The sequence below is a fragment of the Streptomyces sp. NPDC001700 genome, from assembly GCF_053596435.1.
This window is the reverse complement of sequence record NZ_JBSFGE010000015.1, coordinates 67,366-93,775: the sequence shown is the minus strand read 5'-3', so window position 1 is coordinate 93,775 and position 26,410 is coordinate 67,366. Positions and strand designations below refer to the sequence as shown.

Sequence of the window (26,410 nt, the reverse complement as noted above, 5' to 3'; positions counted from 1 at the left end):
TGGTCAGACGCCGGTCAGGAGGTCGGCGGCCTTCTCACCGATCATGATCGACGGGGCGTTGGTGTTCCCCGACGAGATCGACGGCATGATCGAGGCGTCCGCGACCCGCAGCCCCGCCACGCCGTACACCCGCAGCTCCGGATCGACGACGGCCAGGGAGTCCTGGCCCATCTTGCAGGTGCCCACCTGGTGGTGGTACGTACCGACCGCGCGGCGCACGAACTCCCGCAGGTCCTCCCGGGTACGGGCCTCCGGGCCCGGCGCGGCCTCGGCCTTGCGCCAGTCGTCGAACGCGGTGTGGGCGCCGATCTCCCGGCATATCTCGACCGCGTCGACCATGGCCTCCATGTCGTACCGCTCGGCCAGGATGTTCGGGTCCAGCAGCGGCGCCGCCTCCGGGTCGGACGAGGCCAGCCGCAGGGTGCCGCGCGAGAGCGGGCGGACGATTCCGGCCGCGAGGGTGTAGCCGTGCTCCGGCATCTCGTACGACTCGGCCGGATAGACCAGGTGCAGGAAGAGCGGCTGCAGGTCGGGGCCCGGGCGGCGCGGGTCGGTGCTCGCGAACAGCTGGCTCTCCAGCAGGTTCGCCGTCCCGGGCGGCAGCGGCCGCGTCGCCTCGTACACATTGCTGACCAGCGGGTGGTCATGCAGATTCTCGCCGACCCCCGGCAGGTCCACGGCCACCTCGACGCCGACGTCGCGCAGGTGCGCGGCCGGGCCGATGCCGGAGAGCAGCAGCAGCGCGGCCGAGCCGATCACCCCACCGCTCAGCACCACCTCCGAGGCGGCGCGCGCTTGGTGCAGGGCGCCGTCCGCCGCGTACTCCACCCCGGTCGCCCGGCCGTCCTCCAGCAGCACCCGGTGCACCCGCGCGCCGGTGGTGACGGTCAGCTTCGGATGGTCCAGCACGGGCGCCATGAAGCTCTGCCAGGCGCTCATCCGGCGCCCGTCGCGGGTGGTGGTGTGGTTGAACCCGGCGCCGATCATGCGCTCGCCGTTGAAGTCCTCGGTCAGCGGGTGCCCCAGCGCCACCGCGGCCTCGACGAACGCCTCCGCCGTGGGATGCGGGTCGGCGATCCGGCTGACCGGCAGCGGCCCGTCGCCGCCGTGCCACTCGCTCGCCCCGTCCATGTGGTTCTCGGACCGCTTGAACAGCGGGAACACACTGTCCCAGTCCCACCCGGCACAGCCCTGGTAGGCCCACGCGTCGTAGTCGCTGCGGTGCCCGCGTACGTAGATCATCCCGTTGAGCGAGCTGCTGCCGCCGAGCACCTTGCCCCGGGGCCAGAACAGCCGCCGGTCGTTCGCGTGCCGCTGCGGCACCGTCATGGCCGCCCAGTCCAGCTCGGACTGGAGCAGCATCGGCCACCCCTGCGGGCTGTGCACCCGCTCGTCGTCATCCGCCGGCCCCGCCTCGATGACATGAACCGAATGCCCCCGGTCCAGCAGCCGCCGCGCGATCACACTCCCGGAAGAACCCGCCCCGACGATGACGAAGTCGTGCTCCGTTTCCGGTATCCGACTCATCGCGTTCTGCCCCCTCAACTTGCTGTCACGAGATCAAAACCCTAGGTGGGCAAGCGGTTTACTGCGAAACTCTGTTCGCACGAGCATTCGGGTGCATCCGGGTGATGCAGGCATATACGGGGGGATGGGGATCGTGGCTGTCACGGTGCCGGACTGGGCGGACACTCTGCTGGACCTCATCGGGGTGTCCTGGCCGAACGTGGACGAGGACGCCTACCGGGACATGGCGGACTCGCTGCGCGGGTTCGCCGACGATCTGGAGGACGACGGGCAACTGGCCAACGGGCATGTGGAGCGGCTGCTGTCGTCGGGGTACGGCGAGGCGATGGATGCCCTCAACCTCCACTGGGGCAAGGTCAAGGGCACCCATCTCAAGGACATCGCGTCGGCCGCGCGCACCATCGCCGGGGCGCTGGACACGGCCGCGACGGCGATCGAGGGGATGAAGGGCGCCGCGGTGGTCCAGCTGGGCTATCTGGCGGGTGAGGCCGGTATCGCGCTATCGCTGATCCCGGTGACGGGTGGTCTTTCGGCGCTGCTCGGCGCGGGGGCGATACGGGCGACGCAGGAGGTGGTGCGGCGGCTGATCAAGGAGTGCCTGGAGGAGGCGGTCGGCTACATCGTCGCGGCGCTGACCGAACCGGCGGTCGCCGCGTTGGAGAACCTGGCCGCCGATCTGGTGGTGCAACTGGGCGCCACCGCCATGGGGTTGCAGGACGGGGTGGATGTCGGCCAAGCCCAGCAGGCGGGCAAGGACGGCTTCACGGACGGGGTGCAGGGCGCCAAGGACGCCATGCAGCTGGCCTCGGCGGGCGGCGGCTCCGGTGCCGGTTCCGGTGCCGGTGGTGGTGGCAGGGGCGCGGCGGGCAAGGGCTTCCACATCGAGCACAGTGAGCACGACCACGCCTCGACCCAGCTCAGCGGCCTCAGCGTCAACTTCCGCGGCAAGACGGCGGGCAGGCTCTCCACGGCGAAGACCCACCACGGCCGCACCCGTGGCCGGGACGACATCGCCCGTGCCATCGACCCGGTCGCCGACAAGGCCATCGACGCCTTGGAGAAGGCGCTCACGACCATGGGCGACCACGTCAGCACCAAGCTGCCCAAGGCCGTCAAGCAGGTCTCCACCGACCACCGGAACACCGACCTGGACATCCGCTCCACGTTCGCCAGGGACCAGCGGAAGAAGGACGGCGACCTGGGCGGTGACGCCGGAGGCGGCAAGGGCGGCGGAAGGGGCGGCGCCAATGGTGCCAAGTCGTCCCGTACCAAGCCGGACGCCCTCCGCGACGCCAAGGACGCACCGCGCCGCAACGGCGTCCCGCTCGACAAGACGGTCTGTGAGAACGACCCGATCGACGTCGCCACCGGCGAGATGCTGCTCCCGGAGACGGACCTGTCCCTCCCCGGCGCCCTCCCCCTCGTCCTCCGCCGCACCCATCTGTCCGAGTACCGCCACGGCCACTGGTTCGGCCGCAGCTGGGCCTCCACCCTCGACGAGCGTATCGAGCTGGATCGCCTCGGCGGCGGCGCGTTATGGGCCCGCGAGGACGGCTCGGTCCTGGTCTACCCCCGGCTGCCGCGCCCCGACGCGCCGGAGCCCGTGTATCCCGAGGAGGGCCCGCGGCTGGCCCTCACGTACGGCGGCGAGGACAACTCCGCCACCACGTACCTCGTCACCGACCCGCACACCGGCCTGACCCGCTCCTTCACCGGCAGCCCGTACCACGCGTCGTCCGCGTACTGGCTCACCGAGGTCGAGGACCGCAACGGGAACCGCATCGCCTTCGCCCGCCGCCCGGACGGCACCCCGACCTCGGTCTCCCACTCCGGCGGCTATCTGGCCACCCTTACCACCGACGACGCCCGCATCCGCGAACTCGCCGTGCGCACCCCCGACGGCCCGGTCACCGTGCTGCACTACGGCTACGACGCGCCTGGCAACCTCACCGAGGTCATCAACTCCTCCGGTCAGCCCCTGCGCTTCACCTACGATCCGGACGCCCGCATCACCTCCTGGACCGACCGGAACGGCTCCGCCTTCCGGTACGTGTACGACGCCGAGGGCCGGGTCGTGCGGACCATCGGACCGGACGGCTGTCTGTCGTCCGCCTTCGCCTACGACGTCCACCCGGAGACCGGCGACCCGATCACCCGCTACACCGACTCCACGGGCGCGACGACCGTCCACTACCTCAACCACCACCTCCAGGTCGTCGCCGAGACCGACCCCCTCGGCCGCACCACCCACCAGACCTGGGACCGCTACGACCGGCTGCTCTCCCGCACCGATCCGCTCGGCCGGACCACCACCTACACGTACGACGACGCCGGTGACCTCACTGCCGTCGCCCACCCCGACGGCAGCACCGCCGCCGTCACCTACAACGGCCTGCACCAGATCACCTCCGTCACCGGCCCGGACGGCGCCATCTGGCGCCAGGAGTACGACGACCGAGGCAACCCCACCGCCTTCACCCGCCCCGACGGCACGACGACCCGGCTCACCCACGACGCGCACGGCCACCTCATCGGCGTCGACGACGCGTTCGGCGCGCTGGACCGGCTGCGCTGCGACCCGGCCGGGCTCCCGCTGGCCGCCCGCGGCCCGATGGGCACCGTCACCCGCTACACCCGCGACGCCTTCGGCCGCCCGACCCGTATCACCGGCCCGGACGGCGGCACCACCGAGCTGGAGTGGACCGTCGAGGGCAAGCTCGCCCGGCGCACCGACCCGGACGGGGCGACTCAGTCGTGGACGTACGACGGCGAAGGCAACTGCCTGCTCCACCGGGACGCGGCGGGCGGCGAAACCCGCTTCGAATACACCCACTTCGACCTGCTCGCCGCCCGCACCACCCCAGACGGCGCCCGCCACGCGTTCACCCACGACACCGAGCTGCGCATCGCCCAGGTCACCAACCCGCAGGGGCTGAACTGGAGTTACGTCTACGACCAGGCGGGCCGCCTCACCGCCGAGACCGACTTCGACGGCCGTACCCTCGGCTACACCCATGACGCCCTCGGCCGCCTCGCCACCCGTACCAACGGCTGCGGCCAGACCATCCGCTACGTACGCGACACCGCGGGCCGCGTGGTCACCAAGGACGTTGAAGGCGCCCTCACCCACTTCACCTACGACGCCCTCGGCCGCCTGTCCGGCGCGGTCGGCCCCGACGCGTCGCTGTCGTACGTACGCGACGACGCGGGCCGGATCGTCAGCGAGATCTGCGACGGCCGCGCCCTCGCCCACACCTACGACTCCTCCGGCCGCCGCGTCCGCCGCACCACCCCCACCGGAGCCGTCAGCACCTGGACCTACCCGGCCGACCGGCGCGCCCTGCTTGACACCTCCGGGCACCGGATCGTCTTCGAGTTCGACGAGGCGGGCCGCGAGACCACCCGCCGTATCGACGACACCCTGACCATCGACCACGGCTACGACACCCTCGGCCGCGTCACCGACCAGCTCGTGCGCGGCCCCGGCGACGCCACCGTGCAGCACCGCGCCTACACCTACCGCCCCGATGGCCAGCTCACCGCCATCGACGACCGCGTACGCGGACGACGCCAACTGGACCTGACCCGGGACGGCCGGATCACCGCCGTCACCGCCGACAACTGGAGCGAGCGCTACGCCTACGACGAGGCGGGCAACCAGACCGAAGCCTCCTGGCCCCACGACGGCGGCGCCGCCGGTCCCCGCGCGTACACCGGCACCCGCATCACCCGCGCCGGGAGCATCCGCTACGAACACGACGCCCAGGGCCGCGTCACCCTCCGCCAGAAGCGCCGCCTCTCCCACCGACCCGACACCTGGCGCTACACCTGGGACGCCGAGGACCGCCTCACCTCCGTCACCACCCCCGACGGCACCCGCTGGCGCTACCTCTACGACCCGCTGGGCCGCCGCACCGCCAAGCTCCGCCTCGCCGACGACAGCACCACGGTCCTTGAGCGGACCGACTTCACCTGGGACGGCGACACCCTCTGCGAACAGTCCACCCACACCCCCGGCTCCTCCGGGCCCACCGTCCTGACCTGGGACCACGACGGCCTCACCCCGGTGGCCCAGACCGAGCGCAAGCTGGACCTCACCCAGCACGAGGTCGACCGCCGCTTCTTCACCATCGTCACTGACCTCGTCGGCACCCCGCGTGAACTCATCGACGAGCGGGGCGAGATCGCCTGGCACACCCGCGCCACCCTCTGGGGCACCACCACCTGGAACCGCACCGCCACCGGCTACACCCCCCTCCGCTTCCCCGGCCAGTACTTCGACCCCGAGTCGGGGCTCCACTACAACCACCACCGCCACTACGACCCCGACGCCGCCCGCTACCTCTCCCCCGACCCCCTGGGCCTCACCCCGGCCCCCAACCCCTTCACCTACGTCGACAACCCCCTGCTCGGGACAGACCCCCTGGGCCTGGCAGGCTGCCCCCACCGATCGAGTGGCGAACACCGCCACAGCGTGGTGCTGGGTGTGAACAGACCTGGCGGACACTCGGAAAGTCTTGCCAGGCACCTGCGCGAGAATGGGGACCCGGGAGCACACACCTACAACGGCGACGACTACTCGGGCGTCGAAGCGGGTGGTCCGGTGTGGATGACCAACGTCCTGGATGCGCTCGCCGACCGCGATAACACCACGCTGTCCGTGACCCTGGACGGAATGCCCAACCTGAAGGGAGAGAAGGGGCTGTGGGACACTCCCGAGTCCATCCTCGAGGCTTTCCACGTCGCCGTCAGACACGGCGACAACTTCAGTCTGGGCAGCCCGGACAAGTGGCCCTCGCCCGGTAACGGAACGGCATGGGAAATGAGCGCCTTGGCGAAGGCCGTACGGGACCATGAGATCGCCGTGAAGTACGGCGATCCGCCGGACGGCAGGCCCTGGGAAGACATTCACTGGTACTCGAACAATGAGCGGGTCCACATCCCCAAGCCGGATATCGTGGAGATCGATCCGCATTACCACCAGAAGAAGGATAAAACGGGCTGATGGCACAGAACGAATCCGCTTCCAGCGCTGCCGAAATCGTCGCGCTGGAGTGGCAGAGTGTCCTGGCCGAGGAAGCGGGTCTCATCGATCCGCAGATTCCGCGCAGCGCCTACGCCTACCCCGAACTGCGGCAGCTCTTCCCGGGGGTCAGCCACGGCACGCTGTTTCTGAGCCGGTGCACGCGCTTCCCGCTCACCAGGGACGTGCCGACGGTGTATTCGCGCAGCGGTGGGGGATACACGGTGATCCGGCTGTCGGACGGGGTCAGGCTCGGGGAGGCGGCGGCGCTGGACGAGGCGTATGCGCTGGTCGTGGAGAACCTCCCGCCGGGGACGGGCCCGGCCATCGACGGGAGCGGCGACGAGCTGTGAGGCGCGGGGCCCGGTGGGATGGGGGCAGCCATCCCACCGGGCCGGTCGGTGCGTGCGGTGCGTGCGTCAGCCGCACTTACGGCCGCTGTTGATGCACTTCACGGCCTGCTTCATCAGCGAGTCGGACATCACGTTGATGAAGTCACCGTGGTCCGTGACCGGCTTGTGGAGCTGCTCGGGGAAGCTGTCCACCGCGAAGACCGAGTTCGGCGCGATCTTGTAGGTGATCCGCTGGGTCAGGGCCGGGATGGCCTTGAAGCCCTTGCCGCACGCGCCGTTGGCCCCGGCGAAGGCCACGTGGGTGCGGTGGTTGGCGCTGTCGGCGTTACGGCCGTCCCAGCAGCTCTGGAACTTGAACGTCCGCACCACGTTGCTGCCCTTGGGGCACAGCGGGTACTTGTCCTTGAGCTGGCGGTTCTCGAAGCCGGTGCAGCTCCAGGAGGCGTTGGCGTTGGCCGTGCCGTTGGTGAAGGCCTTGGCGTCACCGGTGATGATGCGCAGGAACTTCGGCATCGCCGCGACCTTGCCGACCGCGCTGCCGCGGAAGGTGAGCTGGACGGAGGTGGGCTGGAGGATGGTGCCGATGTTGCCTTCGGTGCCGCCGCCCGGGGCGTTGACGTCCTTCTCGTTCTTGCCGTTCTGCAGGCGCAGCACCGGCCAGTAGTGGGTGGAGCGGTCGCCGTTGGTGCAGGAGGTGGTCGCGGTGGCGAGGATCTGGTCGGTGGCGAAGGCGTCGTTCTTCTGGTTGCCCACGTAGTCGTGCATGTGGTGGGCGCCGTTGCTCACGCCGGGGGCGACGATGACGTTGTCGGAGTTGAACTTCTTGTTCTCGTTGCGCCCGCAGCGCGAGGAGAAGGTGCCCTTGGAGGCGCCCGCCTGCTTGCGCGGGTTCTTGACGTTCGGCTGCACCTTCTTGATGTCCACGAAGTCGGACTTCTGGGGACCGGCGGCCTTGGCGGCTGCGGGTGCGGCCGCCGGGGCGGCGTTCACCTCGCCCTGCTTCACCGTGCAGGACGCCATCGAGCCCAGCCCGGACGCCTGCTGCGAGCCCTTCCCCATCTGGGTGGAGATGCGGTTCAGGGCGCTGCGGCGCTGGGTGGACAGCGGCTCCAGGACGCGGGTGCGCACCCACGCCTGGTCGGTGGCCTTGGTGCCCTGCGCGGAGAGCTGCTTGTAGGCGTCGGCGACCTGGGTGTCCAACGCCGCCAGTTCCTTGTCCACCGCGGGACGCGCCTTCTGCGGCACGTTCGACAGCTTGGTGGCGACATCGGGGCACTGGATGGTCATCGAGGACTGGCGGGCGGACTCGGTCCGGTTGGGGGCCTGCCGGGCGGCCGAGGCGCTGTTGTCGGTCATCATCAGCGCCCCGCCGCCGACCGCCAGGGCCACGACGCCGACCCCGGACACGACGAGCACCCTCGACCGCTTGTGTCTCTTCTTGTTTCTCACCACTACGCCCCTCATTGGTAGTTGTCGTACTGCGATACGAAAACCGGGGCGGTTCCGCTCATCGGCGGCCGTAGGGGTTGAAGGTGTGGCGGGAAACGTACGGCCCAGGCCCGGCGGCAGGGGTAGATGAAAATGAAAACCAGAACCATGTACTCTCTGGGGCATGGCCCGGAACGAACTACGCCCGATCATCAAGCTCAGGTCCACCGCCGGAACCGGCTACACCTACGTGACCCGCAAGAACCGCCGCAACGACCCCGACCGGATGGTCCTGCGCAAGTACGACCCGGTCGTGGGCCGCCACGTCGACTTCCGAGAGGAGCGCTGACCGCCATGAAGCCCGGCATCCACCCCGCGTACGAGCAGGTCGTCTTCCGCGACCGCGCCGCCGGTTTCGCCTTTCTGACCCGCTCCACGGCCACCAGCGACCAGACCGTGGAGTGGGCGGACGGCCGCACCTACCCGGTGATCGACGTCGAGGTCTCCTCGGCGAGCCACCCCTTCTACACCGGCACCCAGCGGATCATGGACACCGCGGGCCGCGTGGAGCGCTTCGAGCGGCGCTACGGGCCGGGACGGGGCGCCCGGTGAGCGGCGCGGACGGGGACCGGCTCGCCGTCGCGGTCGTCGGCGGGCTGCACGCCGACGCCCGCCGCGCCGCCGTGGACGAGATCCTCCGTACGGTGCCCGGCGCCGTCGCCCTGCACCACGACCTGTCGGCCGCGACCGACCGCGCCGTGCGCCGCACCGTACGGGACGCCACCGGCCCCCTCGGCGGCGGAGGTGAGGCGCCGCTGGTCAACGACTGCGCCTGCTGCGCCCTGCGCGAGGACCTGATCCCCGAGCTGCTGCGGCTGGCCGGGGGCGGCGGCCACCGGCTGGCCGTGGTCGAGCTGTGGGACTCCGTAGAACCGCAGGCCATGGCCGCCGTCATCGCCGCCGAGGGCGCGCCCCTGGCGCTGACCGGGGTGGCCACCGCGGTCGACCCGGCGCTGGTCGTGCCGTACCTCGCAGGCGGCGACGACCTCGCCGACACCGGTCTCGCCGCCGCCCCGACCGACCAGCGCACGGTGGCCGACACCTTCGCCCGGCAGCTGGAGTACCCGACGCTGATCGCCGTCGCCGAGCACGCCGTGCAGGACGAGCCGGAAGCCGACGACGCCGATCACGCCCTGCTCACCCAGCTCACCCCCGGCGCCCAGCGGCTGCGCCTCGGCGACGGCGCTCTCGGACCCGCCCTCCTCCACGGCTTCGACATCGAGGCGGCGGCCGCCCGTCAGCACCCGGCGTGCGCCCTGCTGCCGCAGGAGAGCGACGAACACGGCGTGTCCACCCTCGTCTGGCGGCGCGCCCGCCCCTTCCACCCCGGTCGGCTCTACGCCGCGCTGGAGGACCTGGCGTGCGCCGCGGCCCGCAGCCGGGGCCGCTTCTGGCTGGCCGACCGGCCCGACGCGCTCCTCGCGTGGGACGCCGCGGGCGGCGCGCTGTGCGTGGAGTCCCGCGGCCCGTGGCTCGCCGCCCTCCCGGACGCCGCCTGGGAGATGGTCCCCGCCGAACGCCGCGTCGCGGCCTCCCTCGACTGGCACCCGGAACACGGCGACCGCTGCCAGCACCTCACCTTCACGTCCCCGGGGCTCGACCGCGACGGCCTGCTGTCGCTGCTCGACTCCTGCCTGCTCACCGACGACGAGTACGCGGCGGGCCCGGACGGCTGGAAGCACCACCTGCCGCACGCCTTCGACGACCTCCTCGACCCGGTCGCCTGAAGGCCCTGTTCCCGTACGGAAAGGACACCCCATGCCCTCCCGCCGCACCGCCGGGCGCCCCGACCCCCGGCGCCGCCGCGCCAACCCGCTGGACACCGCGGGCATCACCTACGTCGACTACAAGGACACCGACCTGCTGCGGAAGTTCATCTCCGACCGGGGCAAGATCCGCAGCCGCCGGGTGACCCATGTGACGCGCAGGCAGCAGCGCCAGATCGCCCGCGCCATCAAGAACGCCCGCGAAATGGCCCTGATCCCGTACGGCTCCCGCTGAACCGACGGCTCCCGCTGAACCCACAGGTCCGGCCGAGTCACGGCGAGGAGGGGAGCTTCGGCTGATCCGGGCGTACGGAGAACACCGTGTCCCCGGCCATCGCCACGATCGCGTCCTTGACGAGCAGCACGGACGGCGGCCGCTCCTGCGCCGTGTCCCCGGGTTCGGTCAGCGCCGAGGTGCGCCACACCTCCGCCCCGGTGGCGCTGTTCAGCGACAGCAGGCGGCCGAAGCGGTTGGCGAAGTAGAGCCTGCCCTGCCGCTTCGACTCCACCGGCGCGGACAGGCTCTCCGTCTCCGTCTCCCGCTGCCACAGCTGCTCGCCGCTGCGCGCCGACAGCGCGGTGACCGTCCCGTTGGTCCGCACCGCGTAGACGACCCCGTTCAGCAGGGTGGCCGAGCCGTGTACGGGGTGCCGCAGCGGGACGCGCGTGGTGTCGCCGGTGCGCGGGTCCACCCGGATCAGCGCGTTGTACGGGCGCTCGTACCCGGCCTCGTACACCTCCTTCGCCGTCTGCGGGGCGAGGAAGAGCGGCGCCCCGTCCTCGGAGCCGAGGTGCAGCGCCTTCTTGGGGAGGCTCGCGACGGCGCGCCGCGAACCGTCGGCGGGGTCGAGCCGCAGCAGGGTGTACGGGCCCTCCTCGGCCAGCCCGTCCGACGTGAGCCGCGAGCACAGCGCGTACGGGACGCCGGAGGCGACCGGTGTCGCCGGGTCGCAGAACTGCCCCTCCAGCGCGGGCGACTGCCACAGCGGCTGCCCCGACTTCCCGTAGGCGACGAGCTGACGGTCGTCGGCCGACAGCGTCAGCAGCCCGCCGTGGAACAGGCGCACCGACGCGGACTGGCTGATCCCGCGTTCCCACCGCTGCTTCTTGGTGTCGGTGTCCAGGGCGGTCACCCGGCGGCCCTGGTCCTCCGGCGCGGAGTAGCTGTAGACGAGGCCGTCCCGCACCCCGATGGGGCGCGCGTCCTGCGGCCTGGTGCCGTTCCGCCACTGGACCTTGCCGGTGGCGGCGTCGACCTTGGCCACGGTGAAGCCCTTGCCGCCGCAGTACAGGGCGACGCCACGGTCCGGTACGCACGCGGCGTCCCCGTACACGAGCGGGGGCAGCGGGGCCTCGTACCGCAGCGTCGTCCGCCACGGGCGCCAGCCCTCGGGCAGGGACACCGGGTGTGCGACGGCGCTGGCGGCGGTGGAGGGGCGGTACGGCGGCGGTTCGTCGACCACGCGGTAGGCCACCCTCGCGACCAGCCCGGCGACGGCCACGGCGCCGACCCCGAGGAGGATCGCCCGCCGCCCGGGCTTCCGCCGCGCCCGCTTCTCCGGCGGGGCCAGGCGCGGAGCCGGACGCTTCGGGGCCGCCTCCGGGGCGGTCGCGGCGGCGAAGTCCGGCAGCGCGCCGAGCAGGTGGTGCAGTTCGTCCAGGCCGGGCCGCGCGTCCGGATCCTTGTCCAGGCACCGCTTGGCGAGCCCCACGAGCGGTTCCGGCACGCCGTCCAGCACCGGCGGCTCGTACATCACCTGGTACCCCGACAGATACGGGCTCTCGGCGTCGAACGGCCCGATGCCGATGGCCGCGTAGACCACCAGCGCCCCCAGCGAGAACACGTCCGAGGCGGCGGTGACGTCCCGTGGGCTGCGCAGCTGCTCCGGCGACATGAAGCGCGGCGTACCGAGTACCCGCCCCGCCGTGACGGTGAGCGTCTGGTTGTCGGCGGCCCGCGAGATGCCGAAGTCGATGACGCGCGGCCCGTCCCCGGCCATCAGGATGTTGGCCGGTTTCAGATCCCGGTGCACCACCCCGGCGCGGTGGATGTCCCGCAGCGCCTCGACGAGCCCCAGCCCCAGCCGCCGCAACTCCCGCCCGCCGAACGGGCCGTCCCGCAGCACGGCCTCGGCGAGGGTGCGCCCCGGCACGTACTGCGTGGCCATCCACGGCCGCTCGGCCTCCGGATCGGCGTCCACGACGGCGGCGGTGAACGCCCCGCTCACCCTGCGCGCCGCCGCGACCTCCTGCCGGAAGCGCGTCCGGAACTCCTCGTCCTGCGCGTACTGCGCGTGCGTGAGCTTGACCGCGACCTGCCGCCCCGAGGCCGACCGCGCCAGATAGACGATCCCCATACCGCCCGACCCGAGCCGGTCGAGCAGGACGTAACCGCCGATGGACGCCGGATCATCGGTACTCAGCGGCATAGCCGGATCCCCTTTCCCCTTAACCCAACCCCCCACAACCGCCCCTAGGTTAGGCCGCGCCTAACCGGCGCGGGTGGCCGGGATAAGGTGATCATGCCCAGGACGCGTGTAATAGCCATGCATCAGGGGGTCGCTGGACGGAATGCCCCCTGCCCGCCCTGGGGCACCGCCCTGAAAGAGAAATGATGCGCGTTCAGAAAATCTCCCTCCTCCCCCTGGCCGTCGCGGCCGGTCTCTCGCTCAGCGCCTGCCAGGGGGGCGACTCCTCCTCCCAGGGCTCGGGCGACAGCAGCGCATCCGCCGCCCCGAAGTCGGACACCGGCACGGACAGCCCCGACGGCTCCGACGGTTCCGACGGTTCCGGTTCCTCCGGCGACATCGGCGCGAGCGGTGGCGCCGACGCGGGCGGCGGGGCCAGCTCGGACGCCTGCAAGACGTCCCAGCTCGAGTTCAGCAGTTCCCACGGCATGGGCGAGGGCACCCTCCTCGTCAACCTCAAGAACACCGGGTCCGCCGACTGCGCCCTCCAGGGCTTCCCCGGCGTCGACCTCAAGAGCAAGGACGGGTCCATCAGCGCCGAACGCGGCGATGACACCCCGCAGAAGGTCAGCGTCAAGCCCGGCGAGGAGACCCGCTTCACCCTCACCTACCCGCCGAACACCTCCGGCGGCACCGGCGCGACCTTCACCAGCCTCGCCGTCACCCCGCCCGGAGAGACCCACGCCGCCTCCGTGCCGGTCACCATCAACGTCCCCGCCTCCGACAGCGCCACCTCCGCCATCAAGGTGGAGCCCGTCGGCAGCGGAAAGTAACCTCGCCCGCACCCTCGGCACCCTCAGCCCCAGGCCGCTGGCCTGGGGCTTTGTCGATCGGCGTGCGTCCGGGAGCGCGGCGGCAGACCCTGGATGAAGGGGTCGGCCGACCGAACCGGAAGGTGGTCATCATGAAGACTCCGCCGATCGTCTCGCCGGGGGAGTGGGAGGAGGCGCGCCAGGAGCTGCTCGTGGAGGAGAAGCAGCTGACCCACGCCCATGACGCGCTGGCCGCCAAGCGCCGCCGGATGCCCTGGGTGGCGGTGGAGAAGGAGTACGCGTTCGACGGCCCCGAGGGCAGGGTGAGCCTCCTCGACCTGTTCAAGGGCCGCCGCCAGCTGATCGTCTACCGCGCCTTCTTCGAGCCCGGCGTCTTCGGCTGGCCCGAGCACGCCTGCCGTGGCTGCTCCATGGTCGCCGACCACGTAGGCGACCTCGCCCATCTGAACGCCCGCGACACCACGCTGGTCTTCGCCTCGCGCGCGCCGCAGCGGAACATCGAGGACGTGAAGGCGCGGATGGGCTGGACGATGCCCTGGTACACGATCACCGACGACTTCGACGCCGACTTCGACGTGGACCAGTGGCACGGCACGAACGCCTTCATCCGCGACGGCGACCACGTCTTCCGCACCTACCTCATCAACGCGCGCGGCGACGAGTCCCTGGGCAGCACCTGGAGCTACCTCGACATGACCGCCCTGGGGCGGCAGGAGAGCTGGGAGAACTCCCCCGAGGGCTACCCCCAGACCGCGCCGTACGAGTGGTGGGACTGGCATGACACCTACGGCGCCGCCGACCCGCCCCCGGAATGGCTGGCCCAAACCCGCCGAGGCCCCCGCCACCAGCCGAGCTGACGGCTGGTCGTTCAGCCGCGCTGGTCGGGAAGGGCGGGGCCCGCGAAGTCCGGGCTGGTGTAGCCCAGGCTCGGGCGGTGGCCGGAAGGGGCGGTCCGGCTCGGCTCGGTCCGGCGCAGCTCGGCGCGCAGGTAGGGGAGGACGCCACGTTCGAGCAGGGCACGCCGCCAGGTGTCGCGGGCCTCGGCCGTGCCCGGGGTGGCGCTGGGCGGGGCCGGGGTGCGGTGGCGGGCGGCGGTGCTGAGCAGCCAGGCCACTCCGCACGCCGTCGTCACCGCCGTGATCACGGCCGCGGTCTGCCCCGCGGTCAGCAGCGCGTCGCCCAGTTCGCGCCCCGCGCTGCCGAGCCCCAGGACGGAGCCGAGGAGCAGGAAGACCGCGGTCGCGGCCGCCGCCAGCACCGGCGCCAGGACCGCGAGCGCGGGCAGCAGTCCGCGTGCGCCCGCCGGGGCGGAGGGGATGCGTACGCCGGGGGCTGCCGCTGTGCGTTGGCGCAGGTAGGCGGCGTACTCGGGGGCGGCGGCCGTGGCGATGCCGGTGCGTTCGGCGAGGGCCCGCGCCCGCAGCCGCTCGGCCGCCGCGCCCCCGGCGGATCCGTGCCGCCGCAGGGCCGCGCGGATCTCCGGGGTGTTCAGCGCCTGCCACAGCACCCGTTCGACGTCGGGTTCGTCTTCCGGCCGTAACGCGGGTGGGGTGCCATTCATGTCGGTGTCCTCAGGTCAGGCCCGGGGGCGGGGGCGGCGCGGTGGTCAGAGGCTGACGCCGAAGTCGGCGGCGATGCCCGCCAGGCCCGAGGCGTAGCCCTGGCCGACCGCGCGGAACTTCCATTCCGCGCCGTGGCGGTACAGCTCGCCGAAGACCATCGCGGTCTCGGACGCGGCGTCCTCGCTCAGGTCGTAGCGGGCGAGTTCGGCGTTGTCGGCCTGGTTGACCACCCGTATGAAGGCGTTGCGGACCTGGCCGAAGCTCTGGCCTCGGCTCTGGGCGTCGTGGATGGAGACGGGGAAGACGATGCGGGTGACGTCGGCGGGGACCGCCGCCAGGTTCACCTTGACCGACTCGTCGTCGCCCTCGCCCTCACCGGTGAGGTTGTCGCCGGTGTGCTCGACCGAACCGTCGGGGCTGGTGAGGTTGTTGTAGAAGACGAAGTGCCGGTCGGACACGACCCTTCCGGCCTCGTCGCACAGCAGGGCGCTGGCGTCGAGGTCGTAGTCGGTGCCCGTGGTCGTCCGTACGTCCCAGCCCAGGCCGACCAGGACCGCGGTCAGGCCCGGCGCCTCCTTGCTGAGTGAGACGTTGCCGCCTTTGGACAGGGAAACTCCCACGATCTTCTCCTTGGTGGTCGATGGATGCGGCGTATACCCATAAGAATCTACAGCACTGTAGAAGTAAGTGGACCCTGTACCGTCACCTGACGGCTGGTTGTCGGCGGCGTGCCGGAGGGAGATGGCGTGAGAGAGCAGGACGAGGGCGACCCGGGCCCGCGCTTCCGGCGGCGGGGGCAGGGCGAGCTGGAGGCGCAGGTGCTGGCGGTGCTGCGGCGGGCGGACGGCCCGGTGACGGCCGCCTGGGTGCAGGAGCGGCTCGACGGCGATCTCGCGTACACCACGGTCATGACGATTCTCTCCAGGCTGCAGGCGAAGCAGGCGGTGACCCGGGAGCGGGCGGGCCGGTCGTTCGTATGGCAGGCGGAGTCGGATGAGGCGGGGCTCGCGGCGCTGCGGATGCGCCGGGTCCTGGACGGCCAGGACGACCGGGGAGCGGTGCTGGCCAGCTTTGTGACGGGTCTGACGGCCGACGACGAGCAGCTGCTGCGTGGCCTGTTGAGCGAAGCGGAGGGAGACTGAGCCGCGTTGGGTATGTTCGTCTTTCTGCCCCTGGTTCTGCCGTTAACGGCGCTGCCGATCACGCGGCTTGCCGAGCAGTACCTCCATCCACGCCGCGCCACCCGGCTGTTGTCGCTGGTGGGAGGCGTCCTCGCGGTGTCCTCCACGCTGTGCCTGGCGCTGCTGGTGGTCGTCGGCACGGCCCAGCTGCCGGGTAACCCGCTGCCGGACGGCTGGTCGGACCCCGAGGTGCGGGCGGCGGTGCCGTTCGACGAGGTCGCCGGGAAGGCGGCCATCCTCGCGCTCATCCCCGTCGCCCTCGCGTGCGCGGCGACGGTTCGGCGGCACCTCCGGGCGCGGCGGCGCGCCCAGGAGGCGGTTGCCGGGCTGGCCGACGAGCTGGTCACGACCCTGCCCGACGACGAGGCGTACGCGTACGCGCTGCCCGCCGCGTCCGGCAGGCCCGGCCGGATCGTCGTCTCCACCGCGATGCTCGCCTGTCTGAACGCCTCCGAACAGCGCGCCCTGATCGCTCATGAGCACGCCCATCTCGCCGGACGGCATCACCGCTATCTGCTGGCCGCTCAGTTGGCGGCGCGGGCCAACCCCCTGCTGCTCCCGCTGCGCGGAGCGGTCGCGTACTGCGCCGAGCGGTGGGCGGACGAGGAGGCGGCCGGTGCGGTGGCGGACCGCAAGGTCGTGGCGAGGGCGGTCGGCAAGGCCGCGCTGGTCTCCCGTGGCACCCCCGCCCCGACGCTGGCCGGGTTCGCCGCGCCCGGACCGGTCCCGCGCCGGGTGGCCGCGCTGCTGGGCCCGGTGCCGTCCGCCCGGCACTGGCCGCCCGCGTACACGGCGGCGGGCGTCGCCGCCTGGGTCGCCGCCGGGGGGACCACCGCGTCCGCGCTGTCCTCGGCGAACGCGGCGATCGCGCTCTTCCGGGTCCTCCAGGCGGCGACCCCGCTGTAACGGCTGCGCTGTAACGGCCCCGCCGACTACAGGTCGAACTCGGCGGGGTCCAGGTCCAGGCTGAAGCAGGCTTCGCGGACCACGGCCCGCTCCGTCTTGTCGAAGTCGCCGTCGGCGCCGCCGATGACGATGCCGATCTGGATGACGGCACGGGCCTCGGCGGGCTTCTTCTTCGCCTTGGCCACCTCCTGGAGGACGCTGACCTTGCCGAAGTCGAAGTCCGCGGTGAGCTTGTCGAGGTAGTCGTCGAAACGCCACCGCAGGTCGTCCGCGGCGAAGTTCTGCAACACCTCGTTGGTGGCGATCAGCTGGGCGACGCGCTGCCGCTCGGACGCGTCGATCGAGCCGTCCGCCGCCGCCACCAGGGCACACATCGCCATGCTGGCGTCGCGGAACGCACCACTCTTGAGGTCGTTCTTCTTGGCGAGCAGCTGGCTCTGCATCGTCTGGGCGGAATCCTTGATGCGGTCCCACAGGGCCATGACCAACTCCGTACGTCGTCGCTGACTGCTAACTTCTACAACACTGTAGAAGTTAGCAGAGCGGAGTGGCCGAGGGGTGTGGGGTGCGGGGCTCAGTCCTCTTCGTCCTCGAAGGCGTCGCCGATCTCGTCGACGACCTCCGCCGCGACGAAGCCGCCGACGACGCCGACCGCGACGCCCGCCGCGACGCCGCCGACGATGGCTCCGGTGCTGGGGCCGGAGCGGTGGTTGCCGTGCCCGTGGTCGTGCCCGTGGTCGTGTTCGTGGTGCGAGCCGTGCGTGTGCGAGCCGTGCGCGTGCGAGGCGTACGCGGGGGAGCTGTCGACGAGCTGCCGGATCCAGCCGTCGACCTCCGCGTTCCAGTCGCGGTCCTCGACGCCGTCATGGCCGACGGTGAAGCGGGTGAGCGCGTCATGCCCCGGGGAGAAGAGCCCGCCGCGCTTGTCGGCCTCCAGGACGATGTCCAGGCCGCTGGGGTTCGCGAGGAAGGTCACCTCCAGCTCGTTGAAGGCGTGGGCGTACTGCGGAGCGGGAGTCAGCTCGATCTCCTGGTAGAACGGCAGCCGCTGCCCCGTCCCGCCGATGTGACCCAGCTCCAGATCGGCGGACTTGAAGCCGAAGCCGAGCTGTCCGAGCGCCTCCAGCACGGCCTCCTGGGCGGGCAGCGGACCCACCGTCAGCTGGTCCAGGTCGCCCTTGTCCCGCGCGCCCGCCACCTCAAGGCCGGTACGGACCCCGAGGGCGATGCCCAGCGACTGCCCGTACAGCTCGGTGACGGGCGTCTCCCACGGCAGATGCGCGGTGAACGGCAGGCTGCGCTGCTCACCCTCCGCGAGCCGGAATCCGCCGCCCACCGTGAAGTGGTCGAAGACGACGGTGCCCTCGCGCTCCTCGTCGCCGTGCTCGGCCTCGACCCGGGCGACGAGGTCCAGGGTGATCTGCTCGATCTCGAAGTCCGCGCTGCCGCCCCGGAGATGGACCTGCCCGGTCAGCGGCCCGCCGGGACGTACGGGACCGGGGTCCAGCACGGTGTCCACGGTGGGAGCGCCGACACCGAGCGAGCCGAGCAGTCGTTTGAACACCATCGTGGCGTCCACTCCTTATATGCCTATGCGTTCTGTTCCGGGCGCGAGTGAGAGCGCGATCCGCACATCGGCGTTCGCGTCTCTACAAGCATGTAGAAGCATAGGGGGAGCGGTGTCCCGCTGTCCCGGTCCTGGTTGGTTGGACCGGTTGGTTACACCGGTCGGTGAGGCCGGTCGGTTACATGGGCTCGGGGGTGCCGAGCTGAGCCGACGCCCGCTCAAACGGAGTGGAGGCCTCCGGGGGTGCGACGACGGGGACGGAGCGGCAGGTGAAGCCGAGCCGGGTCATGGCCCGGGTGACCTCACCGGCGCTGAAGTCGCGCCGGTCCTGCCTGGTGATGACCTCGCCCACCTGCTTCACGGGGTACTGGCGGCGGCCGATGAGCACGGACTCGCCCGTGATGGGCTCGGGCGTGACGTCCTTCATCGACGCCAGCACCCCGCTCTTGGTCAGATCGAACGGGTAACGGGCGATGACGCAGCGCATGATGCCTCGCAGTCAGCTCGGAGGGAGGGGGAGGAGGAGATCGGAGGGAGGAGGAAGGGGAGAGGAAGGAGGGAAACCACCCGCTAGGCCGCCGTGTCGAGGGTGGACCGCCGCTGAGCGGTGCGGCGCGCCGCCTGGCCGGGCCTGCGGCCCTTGGCACCACGACCGCGCCGACCACCAGGGGCGGCGGCGCGCTCGGCCGCCGGTGCGGCGATGACGACCGGCACGCCCGACGGGGTCTGCGCGCCGGTGATACGGCTCAGTTCGGCCTCGCCCGAGCGGACCTGGGTGGTCCGGGGGCGGATTCCGGCGTCCGACATGAGACGGTCCACGGCGCGGCGCCGACCGGGCGTCACCAGGGTGACGACGAGACCGGACTCACCGGCGCGGGCCGTGCGGCCTCCCCGGTGGAGGTAGTCCTTGTGGTCACCGGGCGGGTCCACGTTGACCACCAGGTCGAGGTTGTCGACATGGATCCCGCGTGCCGCCACATTGGTCGCCACCAGGACCGTCACATGACCCGTCTTGAACTGGTCCAGGGTCCGGGTGCGCTGGGGCTGCGACTTGCCGCCGTGCAGCGCTGCGGCCCGTACACCGCTGTTCAGCAGGTGGCCGGTGAGCTGGTCGACGGCGTGCTTGGTGTCCAGGAACATGAGCACCCGGCCCTCGCGCGCCGCGATCTCGGTGGTCACCCGGTGCTTGTCCGCGCCGTGCACATGGAGCACGTGGTGCTCCATCGCGGTGACCGCGGCGGCGGACGGGTCGATGGAGTGGACCACCGGGTCCGTCAGGTACCGGCGGACCAGAAGGTCGACGTTGCGGTCCAAGGTGGCCGAGAACAGCATCCGTTGCCCGCCGGGGAGCACCTGCTCCAGCAACCCGGTGACCTGCGGCATGAAGCCCATGTCGGTCATCTGGTCGGCCTCGTCCAGGACGGTGATGCCGACCTGGTCCAGGCGGCAGTCCCCCCGCTCGACGAGGTCCTTCAGGCGGCCCGGCGTCGCGACGACGACCTCCGCCCCGCCGCGCAGCGCACTGGCCTGCCTGCCGATCGCCATCCCGCCGACCACCGTGGCCAACCGCAGCCGCACGGAGCGGGCGTACGGCGTGAGCGCGTCGGTGACCTGCTGCGCCAGCTCCCGGGTGGGCACCAGCACCAGGGCCAGCGGCTGCCGGGGCTCGGCCCGCCGACCGGCCGTACGGGCCAGCAGCGCCAGGCCGAAGGCGAGGGTCTTGCCGGATCCGGTGCGCCCTCGGCCGAGTACGTCACGGCCCGCGAGGGCGTTCGGCAGGGTCGCCGCCTGGATCGGGAACGGTACGGTCATGCCTTCGGCGGCGAGCGCCCCCAGCAGGGGGCGGGGCATGTCGAGATCGGCGAACGCCTCGACGGCGGGGAGTGCGGGACTGGCTGTTACCGGAAGGGTGAACTCCCGATTTTTCGTACGTGTGCGGTTCATGCAGAACCTTCCTCGAAGCGGCACGCATCAAGGAATTCCCGCAGCGCTGAGCAGCGCAGAGAATCGCAAGAACGGGCCAAGCAAAAGTGGTACAGATCCAACCCAGGTCGGAGCGTCCGCAAAATGCTGGAAGAGCGGAACCCGCGGAAATGCAGACGAACGCAGGGGCCACAATTGCAACCGTGTCAACAGTAGCACGGTGAGATCGGCCGAGCATGATAAATTAGCAGGTTTCGCCCCCCGCCTCAGAAATCTTCACCGCGCGTTGGGACGATTTCTCACCTGATCGCCAGAGGTATCGGGTGCGGTCAGGTCGAGCAGGAGCATCGCGTCGTGGTCGGGGGTGCCCGGTTCGGCGGTGTAGACGCCGAGGCGCTGGCCGGGGGTGCCTTCGAGCTGCATGCTCTGGGCGCTGAGGGTGAGGACCCCGACCTCGGGATGGTGGAACGTCTTCAGGGGCCGCTTGCGGCCGACGACGTCGTAGCGCTCCCACAGGGTGGCGAAGTCGGGGCTCTTCAGCAGAAGTTCGCCGACGAGGTGGGTGAGGTCGGGGGCGTCGGGAGCGGTGCCCGCCAGGGCGCGCAGCCGGGCGACACAGCCGCGGACCTGCTCCTCCCAGTCGGGGAAGAGGGCGCGGGCGGTGGGGTGGAGGAAGAGGTAGCGGGCGATGTTGCGCTGCTTGACGGGCCAGTCGGCGACGCCCGCGTACAGGGCGAGGCCGCCGGGGTTCCAGGCGAGCAGGTCCATGCTGCGGCTGATGACGTACGCGGGGCTCGGCCGCAGCGTCTGGAGGATGAGCTTCAGGTGCGGGCGCACGGTCCGGCTGGGCGGGGGCGGCGGCTCGGGGGCGTACCGGGCCGCGCGGGTGGCGAGATCGCGCAGATGCTGGTGCTCGGCGTCGTCGAGGCGCAGCGCGCGGGCGAGCGCGTCGAGCACGGCGGGGCTGGGGCGGGTCTCCTTGCCGCGTTCCAGGCGTACGTAGTAGTCGATGCTCATCCCGGCGAGCGTGGCCAGCTCCTCGCGGCGCAGGCCGGGGGTACGGCGCAGCCCGGTGCCCACGGTGAGGCCGACCTGCTCGGGGCGGGTCTGGGTGCGGCGGGCGCGCAGGAACTGGCCCAGCTCCATACCGCCACCGCTGGAGCCGGTGCCACTGGACCCGCTGGTGCTCTGCTCGGATGCCATAGCGTCAGTGTCACACCGCGCTGACCTGCGTGGCAGCCGCGTGGGGGGCCCTGTCGTTACCCCTGAACGCCGCTCCCCGGTACGGCCCGGCCTGCCACCGGGGCCGGAAAAACGCGAGGCTCGATCTCCGTCAGCCCACCCCGCTTCCCAGCGCAGGAGATCGTCCCGTGTCCCCGTCCGTCCCGTCCGCTCCGTCCACCCCACTGCAGGCAGCTCCCGCTGATCCGCCGCCGCGCAGCAGGCCCGGCGGGCGGACGGCCATGGCCGCCGTCCTGGTCGGCTTCTTCACGATCATGGTCGACGCCATGATCGTGAACGTCGCCCTGCCCTCGATCGGGCGCGGCTTCGGCAGCGCGATGACGGGGCTGCAATGGGTGGTCGACGGATACACCCTCACCTTCGCCGCGTTCCTGCTGTCCGCGGGCGCGATCAGCGACCGGATCGGGGCCCGCCAGGCGTTCGCCGCCGGTCTGGCCCTGTTCGTCGCGGCGTCCCTGGTGTGCGGGCTGGCGCCGAACCTGGGCGTCCTGGTGGCGGCGAGGCTGGTGCAGGGGGTCGGCGCCGCGATGGTCCTGCCGTCGTCGCTCGCCCTGCTGCGGGAGACCTTCCCGGACCCGGCCGAGCGCGCGCGGGCCATCGCCCTGTGGGGCGTGAGCGGCGCGGTCGGCGCGGCCGCAGGGCCCGTCGCCGGGGGACTGCTCACGGTGATCGACTGGCGGATGGTCTTCTTCGTCAACCTGCCCGTCGGCGCGGTGGCCCTGCTGCTCCTCCGGTACGCCCAGCCGTCCCCGCGCCAGGCGGTGCCGTTCGACCTGGCCGGTCAGATCGCCGCCGTCGCCGCCATGGGCGGGCTGACGTACGCGGCCATCGAGGCCGGAGCCGTCGGCTTCGGCGCCCCGCCCGTCCTGGCCGCCCTCGCCGTGGCGGTCGTGTCGGCCGTCGTCTACGTACTCGCGCAGGCCCGGGGGCGGCATCCCATGACGCCGCTGCCGCTGCTGCGCTCCCGCACGATGTCGCTCACGGCGGCCATCGGCTTCGCGCTGAACGTCGGCTTCTACGGGATGATCTTCCTGCTCGGGCTCTCTCTGCAGCAGGTGCACGGGCTGAGCGCGCTCGCCACCGGGGTCGCGTTCCTGCCGATGAGCGTGCTGACCTCCTTCGTGGGCCCCGTCGCCGCCCGGCTGGCCACGCGGTTCGGCGCGCGGATGCCGATGGTCACCGGTCAGCTGCTGATGGCCACGGGCCTGCTCTCGATGGTGGCCCTGCCCGCCACGGCGCCGGTCTGGCCGACGGTGCTGCTGATGGTGCCCGTCGCCGCCGGTGGCGGGATGGCGATGCCCGCGATGACGGCGCTGCTGCTGGAGAAGGTGCCCGCCGAGCGCGCGGGCGTCGCCAGCGGTGTGCTGAACTCCGCCCGGCAGCTCGGCGGCGCCCTGGCCGTCGCCGCCTTCGGCGCACTGGTCGCCGACCGCGCCCGGTTCGTCTCCGGGCTGCACACCAGTCTCCTGATCGCCGCGGCGGTGGTGGCGGCGAGCGTGGCGGCCACGTGGCTGCTGGAGCCCGTACGCCGCGCCGCCCGCTGACCCCTTTCCCCTGTCCCGTTACGCACGTTACGCACGTAAGGACATCCCCATGCGGTACGTCACCCTCAACAACGGCATCGACATGCCGATCCTCGGCTTCGGCGTCTACCAGATCCCGCCGGAGCGGACCGAACAGGCCGTCCTCGACGCCCTGGCCGCCGGGTACCGGCTCCTCGACACCGCCGCCTCCTACGGCAACGAGGAGGCGGTCGGCCGCGCCATCAAGGCCAGCGGCATCCCCCGCGACGAGCTGTTCGTCACCACCAAGCTGTGGCTCCGGGACACCGGCGAGGACAACACCCGGCGCGCCTTCGCCACCTCGCTGCGCAAGCTCGGCCTCGACTACCTCGACCTGTACCTGATCCACCAGCCCTACAACGACGTCTACGGCTCCTGGCGCGCCATGGAGCGGCTGCACCGCGACGGCGATGTCCGGGCGATCGGCGTCTCCAACTTCCACCCGGACCGGCTCGTCGACCTCCTCTCCTTCAACGAGGTCACCCCCGCGGTCAACCAGATCGAGACCCACCCGTTCTTCCAGCGCACCGCCGACCAGGAGGTCATGCGGGAGCACGGCGTCCAGATCGAGTCATGGGGCGGGTTCGCCGAGGGCCGGGGCGGTCTCTTCACCCACCCGCTGCTCAGCGGGATCGCCGAGCGGCACGGCAGGTCCGTGGCGCAGATCGTGCTCCGCTGGCTCGTCCAGCGGGACGTCGTCACCATCCCCAAGTCGGTCCGCGCCGAGCGGATGGCGGAGAACATCGACGTCTTCGACTTCGCGCTCACCGACGACCAGATGGCGGCCATCGCCACCCTGGACACCGGCAGCTCCCTCTTCTTCGACCACCGCGACCCGGCCGTCGTCGACTGGTTCGCGGGTCTCCACCGCGACACCGATTGATGTGACGGGGCAGGACTGACGACGAACGTCAGCGCAGGGCGGTGGCGTTGGCGGGGGAGCCGACGCCACCGGTGAGGTTGAGGGGCTTGACGGTCAGGAGGCTGGTCCAGCGGCCGGTGGCCCGGGAGTCGGCGGTCAGGGCGGTGAGGTTCCACAGCTCGCCCAGCGGCAGGCCGAGCTTGGCGATCAGCTCCTGATGCATCATGCCGTTGTCCTCGGGGGCGCTGTGGCGGAAGTCGCTGTCGGGGAGGACGGGCAGGACTTCGACGGCGAAGGTGTCCGTGGCCAGCAGCGCGATGCGGTGGTCCCAGCACCAGGCGGCGAAGTCCCGGGACTGGGCGAACCCGGTGGCGCGCCGCTCGGCGCGGACCGTGGCCCGTACGCCGGGTTCGGCGGTCAGGTACCAGTGGGCCCACCCGGTGTGGACGAGGACGAGGTCGCCCGGCTCGACCTGGCAGCCCTGTGCCTCCAGCGCCGCGTCGAGCAGCCCGGGGCCGAGGGCGGGGCCGGTCGCGTGGCCGGGCGGGGTGCCACGGGCCCGGAGGAGGCCGTCGACGTCGATGAGCAGCGCGCGGCCGACCAGCGGGGTCTCGGCCCACAGCTGCACACCGAGCCGGGGGCTTCGCGGCGCGATCTCGTCGTCGGGTACGGCGTTGTAGAAGCCGTGTCCGGAGGCGCGGCGGTGGCGCAGGCCGTCGATCTGGGTGCTGGCCTGGAGGTGGAAGTTGTCCAGGACGTCGTCCCGGGCCTGGTCGTGTGCGGCGGTGATGCGGTGGTGGGGGATGCCACGGGCCCGGGACATGGGCGGGTCGAACGCGTCGAGGGCGTAGTCGAGGTTGAAGGCCCGGCCGTCGCGGACCTCCCGGGCCGCCCGCCGGATCTGCTCGGGGCCCGCGAAGTTGGCCATGCCGCGTTCGGGCTGGTCGGGGAAGAGGTGCCAACTGGAGCCGGGCGGGGCGTCGGTGCGCTGCGACAGCTCGTGGTACGTGGGATGGCGCAAGGGGACGGCGCTTTCTGCTCAGGGGCAGCGGGCGGCGATGGCCCCGGCTGCCCGGCGTACTTCGGTGATGACGCGCGGATGGTCGGCGGTGGGCAGGTCGCCGCTGGGACCGGCGACGCTGAGCGCGCCGAGGACGTGTTCGCCTCGGCGGACGGTGGCGCTGACGGCGGTGACGTCCAGGACCCGTTCGCTCAGAGACATGGCGTGGCCGCTGTCCTTGGTGCGCAGCAGCTCGCCGCGCAGGTCGTCGGCGCTGACGCGCTCGCCGGAGATGCGGGTGAAGGGCGTGACGCTGTCGATGTAGGCGTCGCGTTCGTCCTCGGGCAGCCAGGCGGCCAGGGATTTCCCGGCGCCCAGGTGCAGGGGGAGCTTTTCGCCGATGGGCAGCTGGTACCGGAGCGGGTTGAGGCCCTCGACGCGTGCGATCAGCACGCGGGCGAGGCCGACACGTACGTACAGGGTGGACGTCATGCCGGTGGTCGCGGCGAGTTCCTGCAGGACGGGCAGGGCGACCTGGCTGAGCCGGTTGTTGACCAGGAAGGCGTGGGCGGTGGCCACGGACGCCGGGCCCGCGACGTACCCGGTCTCCTCCTTGACGGCGTAGCAGCGGTCGATGAGGACGTTCAGGATGCGCTGGGCGGTGGCCACGTGGAGTTCGGAGCGGCGGGCGATCTCGCTCAGGCGAAGGGGGTGGCGGGCGTCCTCCAGTACGGACAGCACGTCGAAGGCCCGGTCGACGGAGCGCATCGGAGAGGCGGGGGTGGCGGCGGCCATGGCACGGCTCCTGGGTGGTCTGCTCGGCTGCGGAATTTCCTGATAAGTGTTATCAGCATGCGAGCAGCGGCGTGGTGCGCACAAGATCCACCCAGCGCGGTGTGTCTTATTCCGGCTGCGCCGCGGCCGTGGCGGGCTGTGCCTCGGGTGCGGCTGCCGCAGCCGCACCCGAGTCGCGGGGCCGGGCGTACGTCAGGACGTAGGCGAGCAGACCGGTGATGCCCGCGGCGATGAAGGTCGGGGGCCCGGCGGTGGTCGCTACACCGTTGACCCAGGCGGCGTCGCCGAGCATCAGCCCCAGCGCCTGGCCCACGACGATGCACAGACCGCCGAGCAGGAAGACGAGGATGCCGAGGCGGAAGAGGACTTTGATCAGATGGATGGGCATGGCAGGCATGGCACGACCTTGCTG

At 71.7% G+C, this 26,410-nt stretch carries 25 protein-coding genes; 12 read left to right on the top strand and 13 right to left on the bottom strand.

The features are described from left to right. Positions 1–3: 3 nt before the first annotated feature. The gene (locus ACWC5C_RS26620) at positions 4–1,527 is read right to left on the bottom strand and encodes a GMC family oxidoreductase (RefSeq protein ID WP_450879260.1); all 1,524 of its coding nucleotides are present in this window, start codon (positions 1,525–1,527) and stop codon (positions 4–6) included. A gap of 133 nt (positions 1,528–1,660) precedes the next feature. Between ACWC5C_RS26620 and ACWC5C_RS26615 the strand changes: the two genes are divergently transcribed. Both ACWC5C_RS26615 and ACWC5C_RS26610 read left to right on the top strand, forming a co-directional pair. Continuing rightward, positions 1,661–6,532: a DUF6531 domain-containing protein gene (locus ACWC5C_RS26615; RefSeq protein ID WP_450879258.1), complete on the top strand. Its 4,872-nt coding sequence runs from the start codon at positions 1,661–1,663 to the stop codon at positions 6,530–6,532. Continuing rightward, complete coding sequence (locus tag ACWC5C_RS26610; protein ID WP_450879256.1) at positions 6,532–6,903, top strand: DUF6193 family natural product biosynthesis protein; 372 nt, start codon at positions 6,532–6,534, stop codon at positions 6,901–6,903. Before ACWC5C_RS26615 ends, ACWC5C_RS26610 begins: the two co-directional genes overlap by 1 nt. 66 nt (positions 6,904–6,969) lie before the next feature. On the opposite strand, the gene ACWC5C_RS26605 is transcribed toward ACWC5C_RS26610, so the two are convergent. Next, the gene (locus ACWC5C_RS26605) at positions 6,970–8,367 is read right to left on the bottom strand and encodes a DUF1996 domain-containing protein (protein ID WP_450879254.1); all 1,398 of its coding nucleotides are present in this window, start codon (positions 8,365–8,367) and stop codon (positions 6,970–6,972) included. Between the two features lie 148 nt (positions 8,368–8,515). Here ACWC5C_RS26605 and rpmG point away from each other — a divergent pair, with 148 nt between their 5' ends. The 4 genes from rpmG to rpsR are packed head-to-tail and all read left to right on the top strand — an operon-like array spanning position 8,516 to position 10,392. Continuing rightward, positions 8,516–8,680, top strand: a complete 165-nt coding sequence (rpmG, locus tag ACWC5C_RS26600) for a 50S ribosomal protein L33 (RefSeq protein WP_009716346.1) — start codon at positions 8,516–8,518, stop codon at positions 8,678–8,680. A gap of 5 nt (positions 8,681–8,685) precedes the next feature. After that, positions 8,686–8,943, top strand: a complete 258-nt coding sequence (locus ACWC5C_RS26595) for a type B 50S ribosomal protein L31 (RefSeq protein ID WP_450879252.1) — start codon at positions 8,686–8,688, stop codon at positions 8,941–8,943. Further along, entirely contained in the window at positions 8,940–10,118 is a 1,179-nt protein-coding gene (locus ACWC5C_RS26590) for a GTP-binding protein (RefSeq protein WP_450879250.1), read from the top strand. Before ACWC5C_RS26595 ends, ACWC5C_RS26590 begins: the two co-directional genes overlap by 4 nt. A gap of 31 nt (positions 10,119–10,149) precedes the next feature. Further along, on the top strand, positions 10,150–10,392 hold the full coding sequence (gene rpsR, locus ACWC5C_RS26585) for a 30S ribosomal protein S18 (protein WP_385446427.1): 243 nt from the start codon (positions 10,150–10,152) through the stop codon (positions 10,390–10,392). Between the two features lie 37 nt (positions 10,393–10,429). Here rpsR and ACWC5C_RS26580 read toward each other — a convergent pair whose 3' ends face one another. Continuing rightward, a complete protein-coding gene (locus tag ACWC5C_RS26580; RefSeq protein ID WP_450879248.1) occupies positions 10,430–12,586 on the bottom strand; it encodes a protein kinase domain-containing protein in 2,157 nt (718 codons plus the stop codon). A 185-nt stretch (positions 12,587–12,771) separates the two neighbouring features. Here ACWC5C_RS26580 and ACWC5C_RS26575 point away from each other — a divergent pair, with 185 nt between their 5' ends. Beyond that, the gene (locus ACWC5C_RS26575) at positions 12,772–13,398 is read left to right on the top strand and encodes a DUF4232 domain-containing protein (protein ID WP_450879246.1); all 627 of its coding nucleotides are present in this window, start codon (positions 12,772–12,774) and stop codon (positions 13,396–13,398) included. Positions 13,399–13,529: 131 nt separating this feature from the next. Further along, positions 13,530–14,255, top strand: coding sequence for a DUF899 domain-containing protein (locus ACWC5C_RS26570; RefSeq protein ID WP_450879244.1), 726 nt, complete (start codon positions 13,530–13,532; stop codon positions 14,253–14,255). An 11-nt stretch (positions 14,256–14,266) separates the two neighbouring features. On the opposite strand, the gene ACWC5C_RS26565 is transcribed toward ACWC5C_RS26570, so the two are convergent. Further along, positions 14,267–14,959, bottom strand: a complete 693-nt coding sequence (locus ACWC5C_RS26565; RefSeq protein ID WP_450879242.1) for a hypothetical protein — start codon at positions 14,957–14,959, stop codon at positions 14,267–14,269. Between the two features lie 45 nt (positions 14,960–15,004). Beyond that, positions 15,005–15,580 (bottom strand): TerD family protein, encoded by a 576-nt coding sequence (locus ACWC5C_RS26560; RefSeq protein ID WP_450879240.1) that lies wholly within the window; start codon positions 15,578–15,580, stop codon positions 15,005–15,007. 126 nt (positions 15,581–15,706) lie between these two features. Here ACWC5C_RS26560 and ACWC5C_RS26555 point away from each other — a divergent pair, with 126 nt between their 5' ends. Both ACWC5C_RS26555 and ACWC5C_RS26550 read left to right on the top strand, forming a co-directional pair. Continuing rightward, entirely contained in the window at positions 15,707–16,102 is a 396-nt protein-coding gene (locus ACWC5C_RS26555) for a BlaI/MecI/CopY family transcriptional regulator (RefSeq protein ID WP_385446421.1), read from the top strand. 6 nt (positions 16,103–16,108) lie between these two features. Next, positions 16,109–17,047 (top strand): M56 family metallopeptidase, encoded by a 939-nt coding sequence (locus ACWC5C_RS26550; protein ID WP_450879238.1) that lies wholly within the window; start codon positions 16,109–16,111, stop codon positions 17,045–17,047. Positions 17,048–17,073: 26 nt separating this feature from the next. On the opposite strand, the gene ACWC5C_RS26545 is transcribed toward ACWC5C_RS26550, so the two are convergent. From ACWC5C_RS26545 to ACWC5C_RS26525, 5 genes are all read right to left on the bottom strand, one after another. Beyond that, positions 17,074–17,529 carry a tellurite resistance TerB family protein gene (locus tag ACWC5C_RS26545; RefSeq protein ID WP_385446419.1) on the bottom strand — a complete coding sequence of 152 codons (456 nt, stop codon included), beginning with the start codon at positions 17,527–17,529 and terminating at the stop codon, positions 17,074–17,076. 92 nt (positions 17,530–17,621) lie between these two features. Then, on the bottom strand, positions 17,622–18,614 hold the full coding sequence (locus ACWC5C_RS26540; RefSeq protein ID WP_450879235.1) for a sporulation protein: 993 nt from the start codon (positions 18,612–18,614) through the stop codon (positions 17,622–17,624). Between the two features lie 178 nt (positions 18,615–18,792). Continuing rightward, positions 18,793–19,101 carry an SCO5918 family protein gene (locus ACWC5C_RS26535; protein WP_450879233.1) on the bottom strand — a complete coding sequence of 103 codons (309 nt, stop codon included), beginning with the start codon at positions 19,099–19,101 and terminating at the stop codon, positions 18,793–18,795. Between the two features lie 83 nt (positions 19,102–19,184). Next, positions 19,185–20,558 carry a DEAD/DEAH box helicase gene (locus tag ACWC5C_RS26530; RefSeq protein ID WP_450879231.1) on the bottom strand — a complete coding sequence of 458 codons (1,374 nt, stop codon included), beginning with the start codon at positions 20,556–20,558 and terminating at the stop codon, positions 19,185–19,187. A gap of 255 nt (positions 20,559–20,813) precedes the next feature. Beyond that, positions 20,814–21,740: a helix-turn-helix transcriptional regulator gene (locus ACWC5C_RS26525; protein WP_450879230.1), complete on the bottom strand. Its 927-nt coding sequence runs from the start codon at positions 21,738–21,740 to the stop codon at positions 20,814–20,816. A gap of 167 nt (positions 21,741–21,907) precedes the next feature. On the opposite strand from ACWC5C_RS26525, the gene ACWC5C_RS26520 reads away from it, so the two are divergent. Together ACWC5C_RS26520 and ACWC5C_RS26515 are read left to right on the top strand one after the other, a co-directional pair. Further along, complete coding sequence (locus tag ACWC5C_RS26520) at positions 21,908–23,323, top strand: MFS transporter (RefSeq protein ID WP_450879228.1); 1,416 nt, start codon at positions 21,908–21,910, stop codon at positions 23,321–23,323. 49 nt (positions 23,324–23,372) lie between these two features. Continuing rightward, a complete protein-coding gene (locus ACWC5C_RS26515; RefSeq protein ID WP_450879226.1) occupies positions 23,373–24,224 on the top strand; it encodes an aldo/keto reductase in 852 nt (283 codons plus the stop codon). 28 nt (positions 24,225–24,252) lie between these two features. Here the strand turns inward: ACWC5C_RS26515 and ACWC5C_RS26510 are convergent, their stop codons facing one another. The 3 genes from ACWC5C_RS26510 to ACWC5C_RS26500 form a co-directional block, all read right to left on the bottom strand. Beyond that, positions 24,253–25,224, bottom strand: coding sequence for a cyclase family protein (locus ACWC5C_RS26510; protein ID WP_450879224.1), 972 nt, complete (start codon positions 25,222–25,224; stop codon positions 24,253–24,255). 18 nt (positions 25,225–25,242) lie between these two features. Continuing rightward, positions 25,243–25,998, bottom strand: coding sequence for an IclR family transcriptional regulator (locus ACWC5C_RS26505; RefSeq protein ID WP_450879222.1), 756 nt, complete (start codon positions 25,996–25,998; stop codon positions 25,243–25,245). A gap of 106 nt (positions 25,999–26,104) precedes the next feature. Further along, positions 26,105–26,395 carry a hypothetical protein gene (locus tag ACWC5C_RS26500; protein ID WP_450879220.1) on the bottom strand — a complete coding sequence of 97 codons (291 nt, stop codon included), beginning with the start codon at positions 26,393–26,395 and terminating at the stop codon, positions 26,105–26,107. Between the last annotated feature and the right edge of the window lie 15 nt (positions 26,396–26,410).

Excerpts from the sequence above, each read along its gene's own strand:
- ACWC5C_RS26620 (WP_450879260.1), bottom strand. The coding sequence starts at position 1,527 with ATGAGTCGGATACCGGAAACGGAGCACGACTTCGTCATCGTCGGGGCG.
- ACWC5C_RS26610 (WP_450879256.1), top strand. The coding sequence starts at position 6,532 with ATGGCACAGAACGAATCCGCTTCCAGCGCTGCCGAAATCGTCGCGCTG.
- ACWC5C_RS26605 (WP_450879254.1), bottom strand. The coding sequence starts at position 8,367 with ATGAGGGGCGTAGTGGTGAGAAACAAGAAGAGACACAAGCGGTCGAGG.
- rpmG (WP_009716346.1), top strand. The coding sequence starts at position 8,516 with ATGGCCCGGAACGAACTACGCCCGATCATCAAGCTCAGGTCCACCGCC.
- ACWC5C_RS26595 (WP_450879252.1), top strand. The coding sequence starts at position 8,686 with ATGAAGCCCGGCATCCACCCCGCGTACGAGCAGGTCGTCTTCCGCGAC.
- rpsR (WP_385446427.1), top strand. The coding sequence starts at position 10,150 with ATGCCCTCCCGCCGCACCGCCGGGCGCCCCGACCCCCGGCGCCGCCGC.
- ACWC5C_RS26580 (WP_450879248.1), bottom strand. The coding sequence starts at position 12,586 with ATGCCGCTGAGTACCGATGATCCGGCGTCCATCGGCGGTTACGTCCTG.
- ACWC5C_RS26575 (WP_450879246.1), top strand. The coding sequence starts at position 12,772 with ATGCGCGTTCAGAAAATCTCCCTCCTCCCCCTGGCCGTCGCGGCCGGT.
- ACWC5C_RS26570 (WP_450879244.1), top strand. The coding sequence starts at position 13,530 with ATGAAGACTCCGCCGATCGTCTCGCCGGGGGAGTGGGAGGAGGCGCGC.
- ACWC5C_RS26565 (WP_450879242.1), bottom strand. The coding sequence starts at position 14,959 with ATGAATGGCACCCCACCCGCGTTACGGCCGGAAGACGAACCCGACGTC.
- ACWC5C_RS26545 (WP_385446419.1), bottom strand. The coding sequence starts at position 17,529 with ATGGCCCTGTGGGACCGCATCAAGGATTCCGCCCAGACGATGCAGAGC.
- ACWC5C_RS26540 (WP_450879235.1), bottom strand. The coding sequence starts at position 18,614 with ATGGTGTTCAAACGACTGCTCGGCTCGCTCGGTGTCGGCGCTCCCACC.
- ACWC5C_RS26535 (WP_450879233.1), bottom strand. The coding sequence starts at position 19,101 with ATGCGCTGCGTCATCGCCCGTTACCCGTTCGATCTGACCAAGAGCGGG.
- ACWC5C_RS26530 (WP_450879231.1), bottom strand. The coding sequence starts at position 20,558 with ATGAACCGCACACGTACGAAAAATCGGGAGTTCACCCTTCCGGTAACA.
- ACWC5C_RS26525 (WP_450879230.1), bottom strand. The coding sequence starts at position 21,740 with ATGGCATCCGAGCAGAGCACCAGCGGGTCCAGTGGCACCGGCTCCAGC.
- ACWC5C_RS26515 (WP_450879226.1), top strand. The coding sequence starts at position 23,373 with ATGCGGTACGTCACCCTCAACAACGGCATCGACATGCCGATCCTCGGC.
- ACWC5C_RS26505 (WP_450879222.1), bottom strand. The coding sequence starts at position 25,998 with ATGGCCGCCGCCACCCCCGCCTCTCCGATGCGCTCCGTCGACCGGGCC.
- ACWC5C_RS26500 (WP_450879220.1), bottom strand. The coding sequence starts at position 26,395 with ATGCCTGCCATGCCCATCCATCTGATCAAAGTCCTCTTCCGCCTCGGC.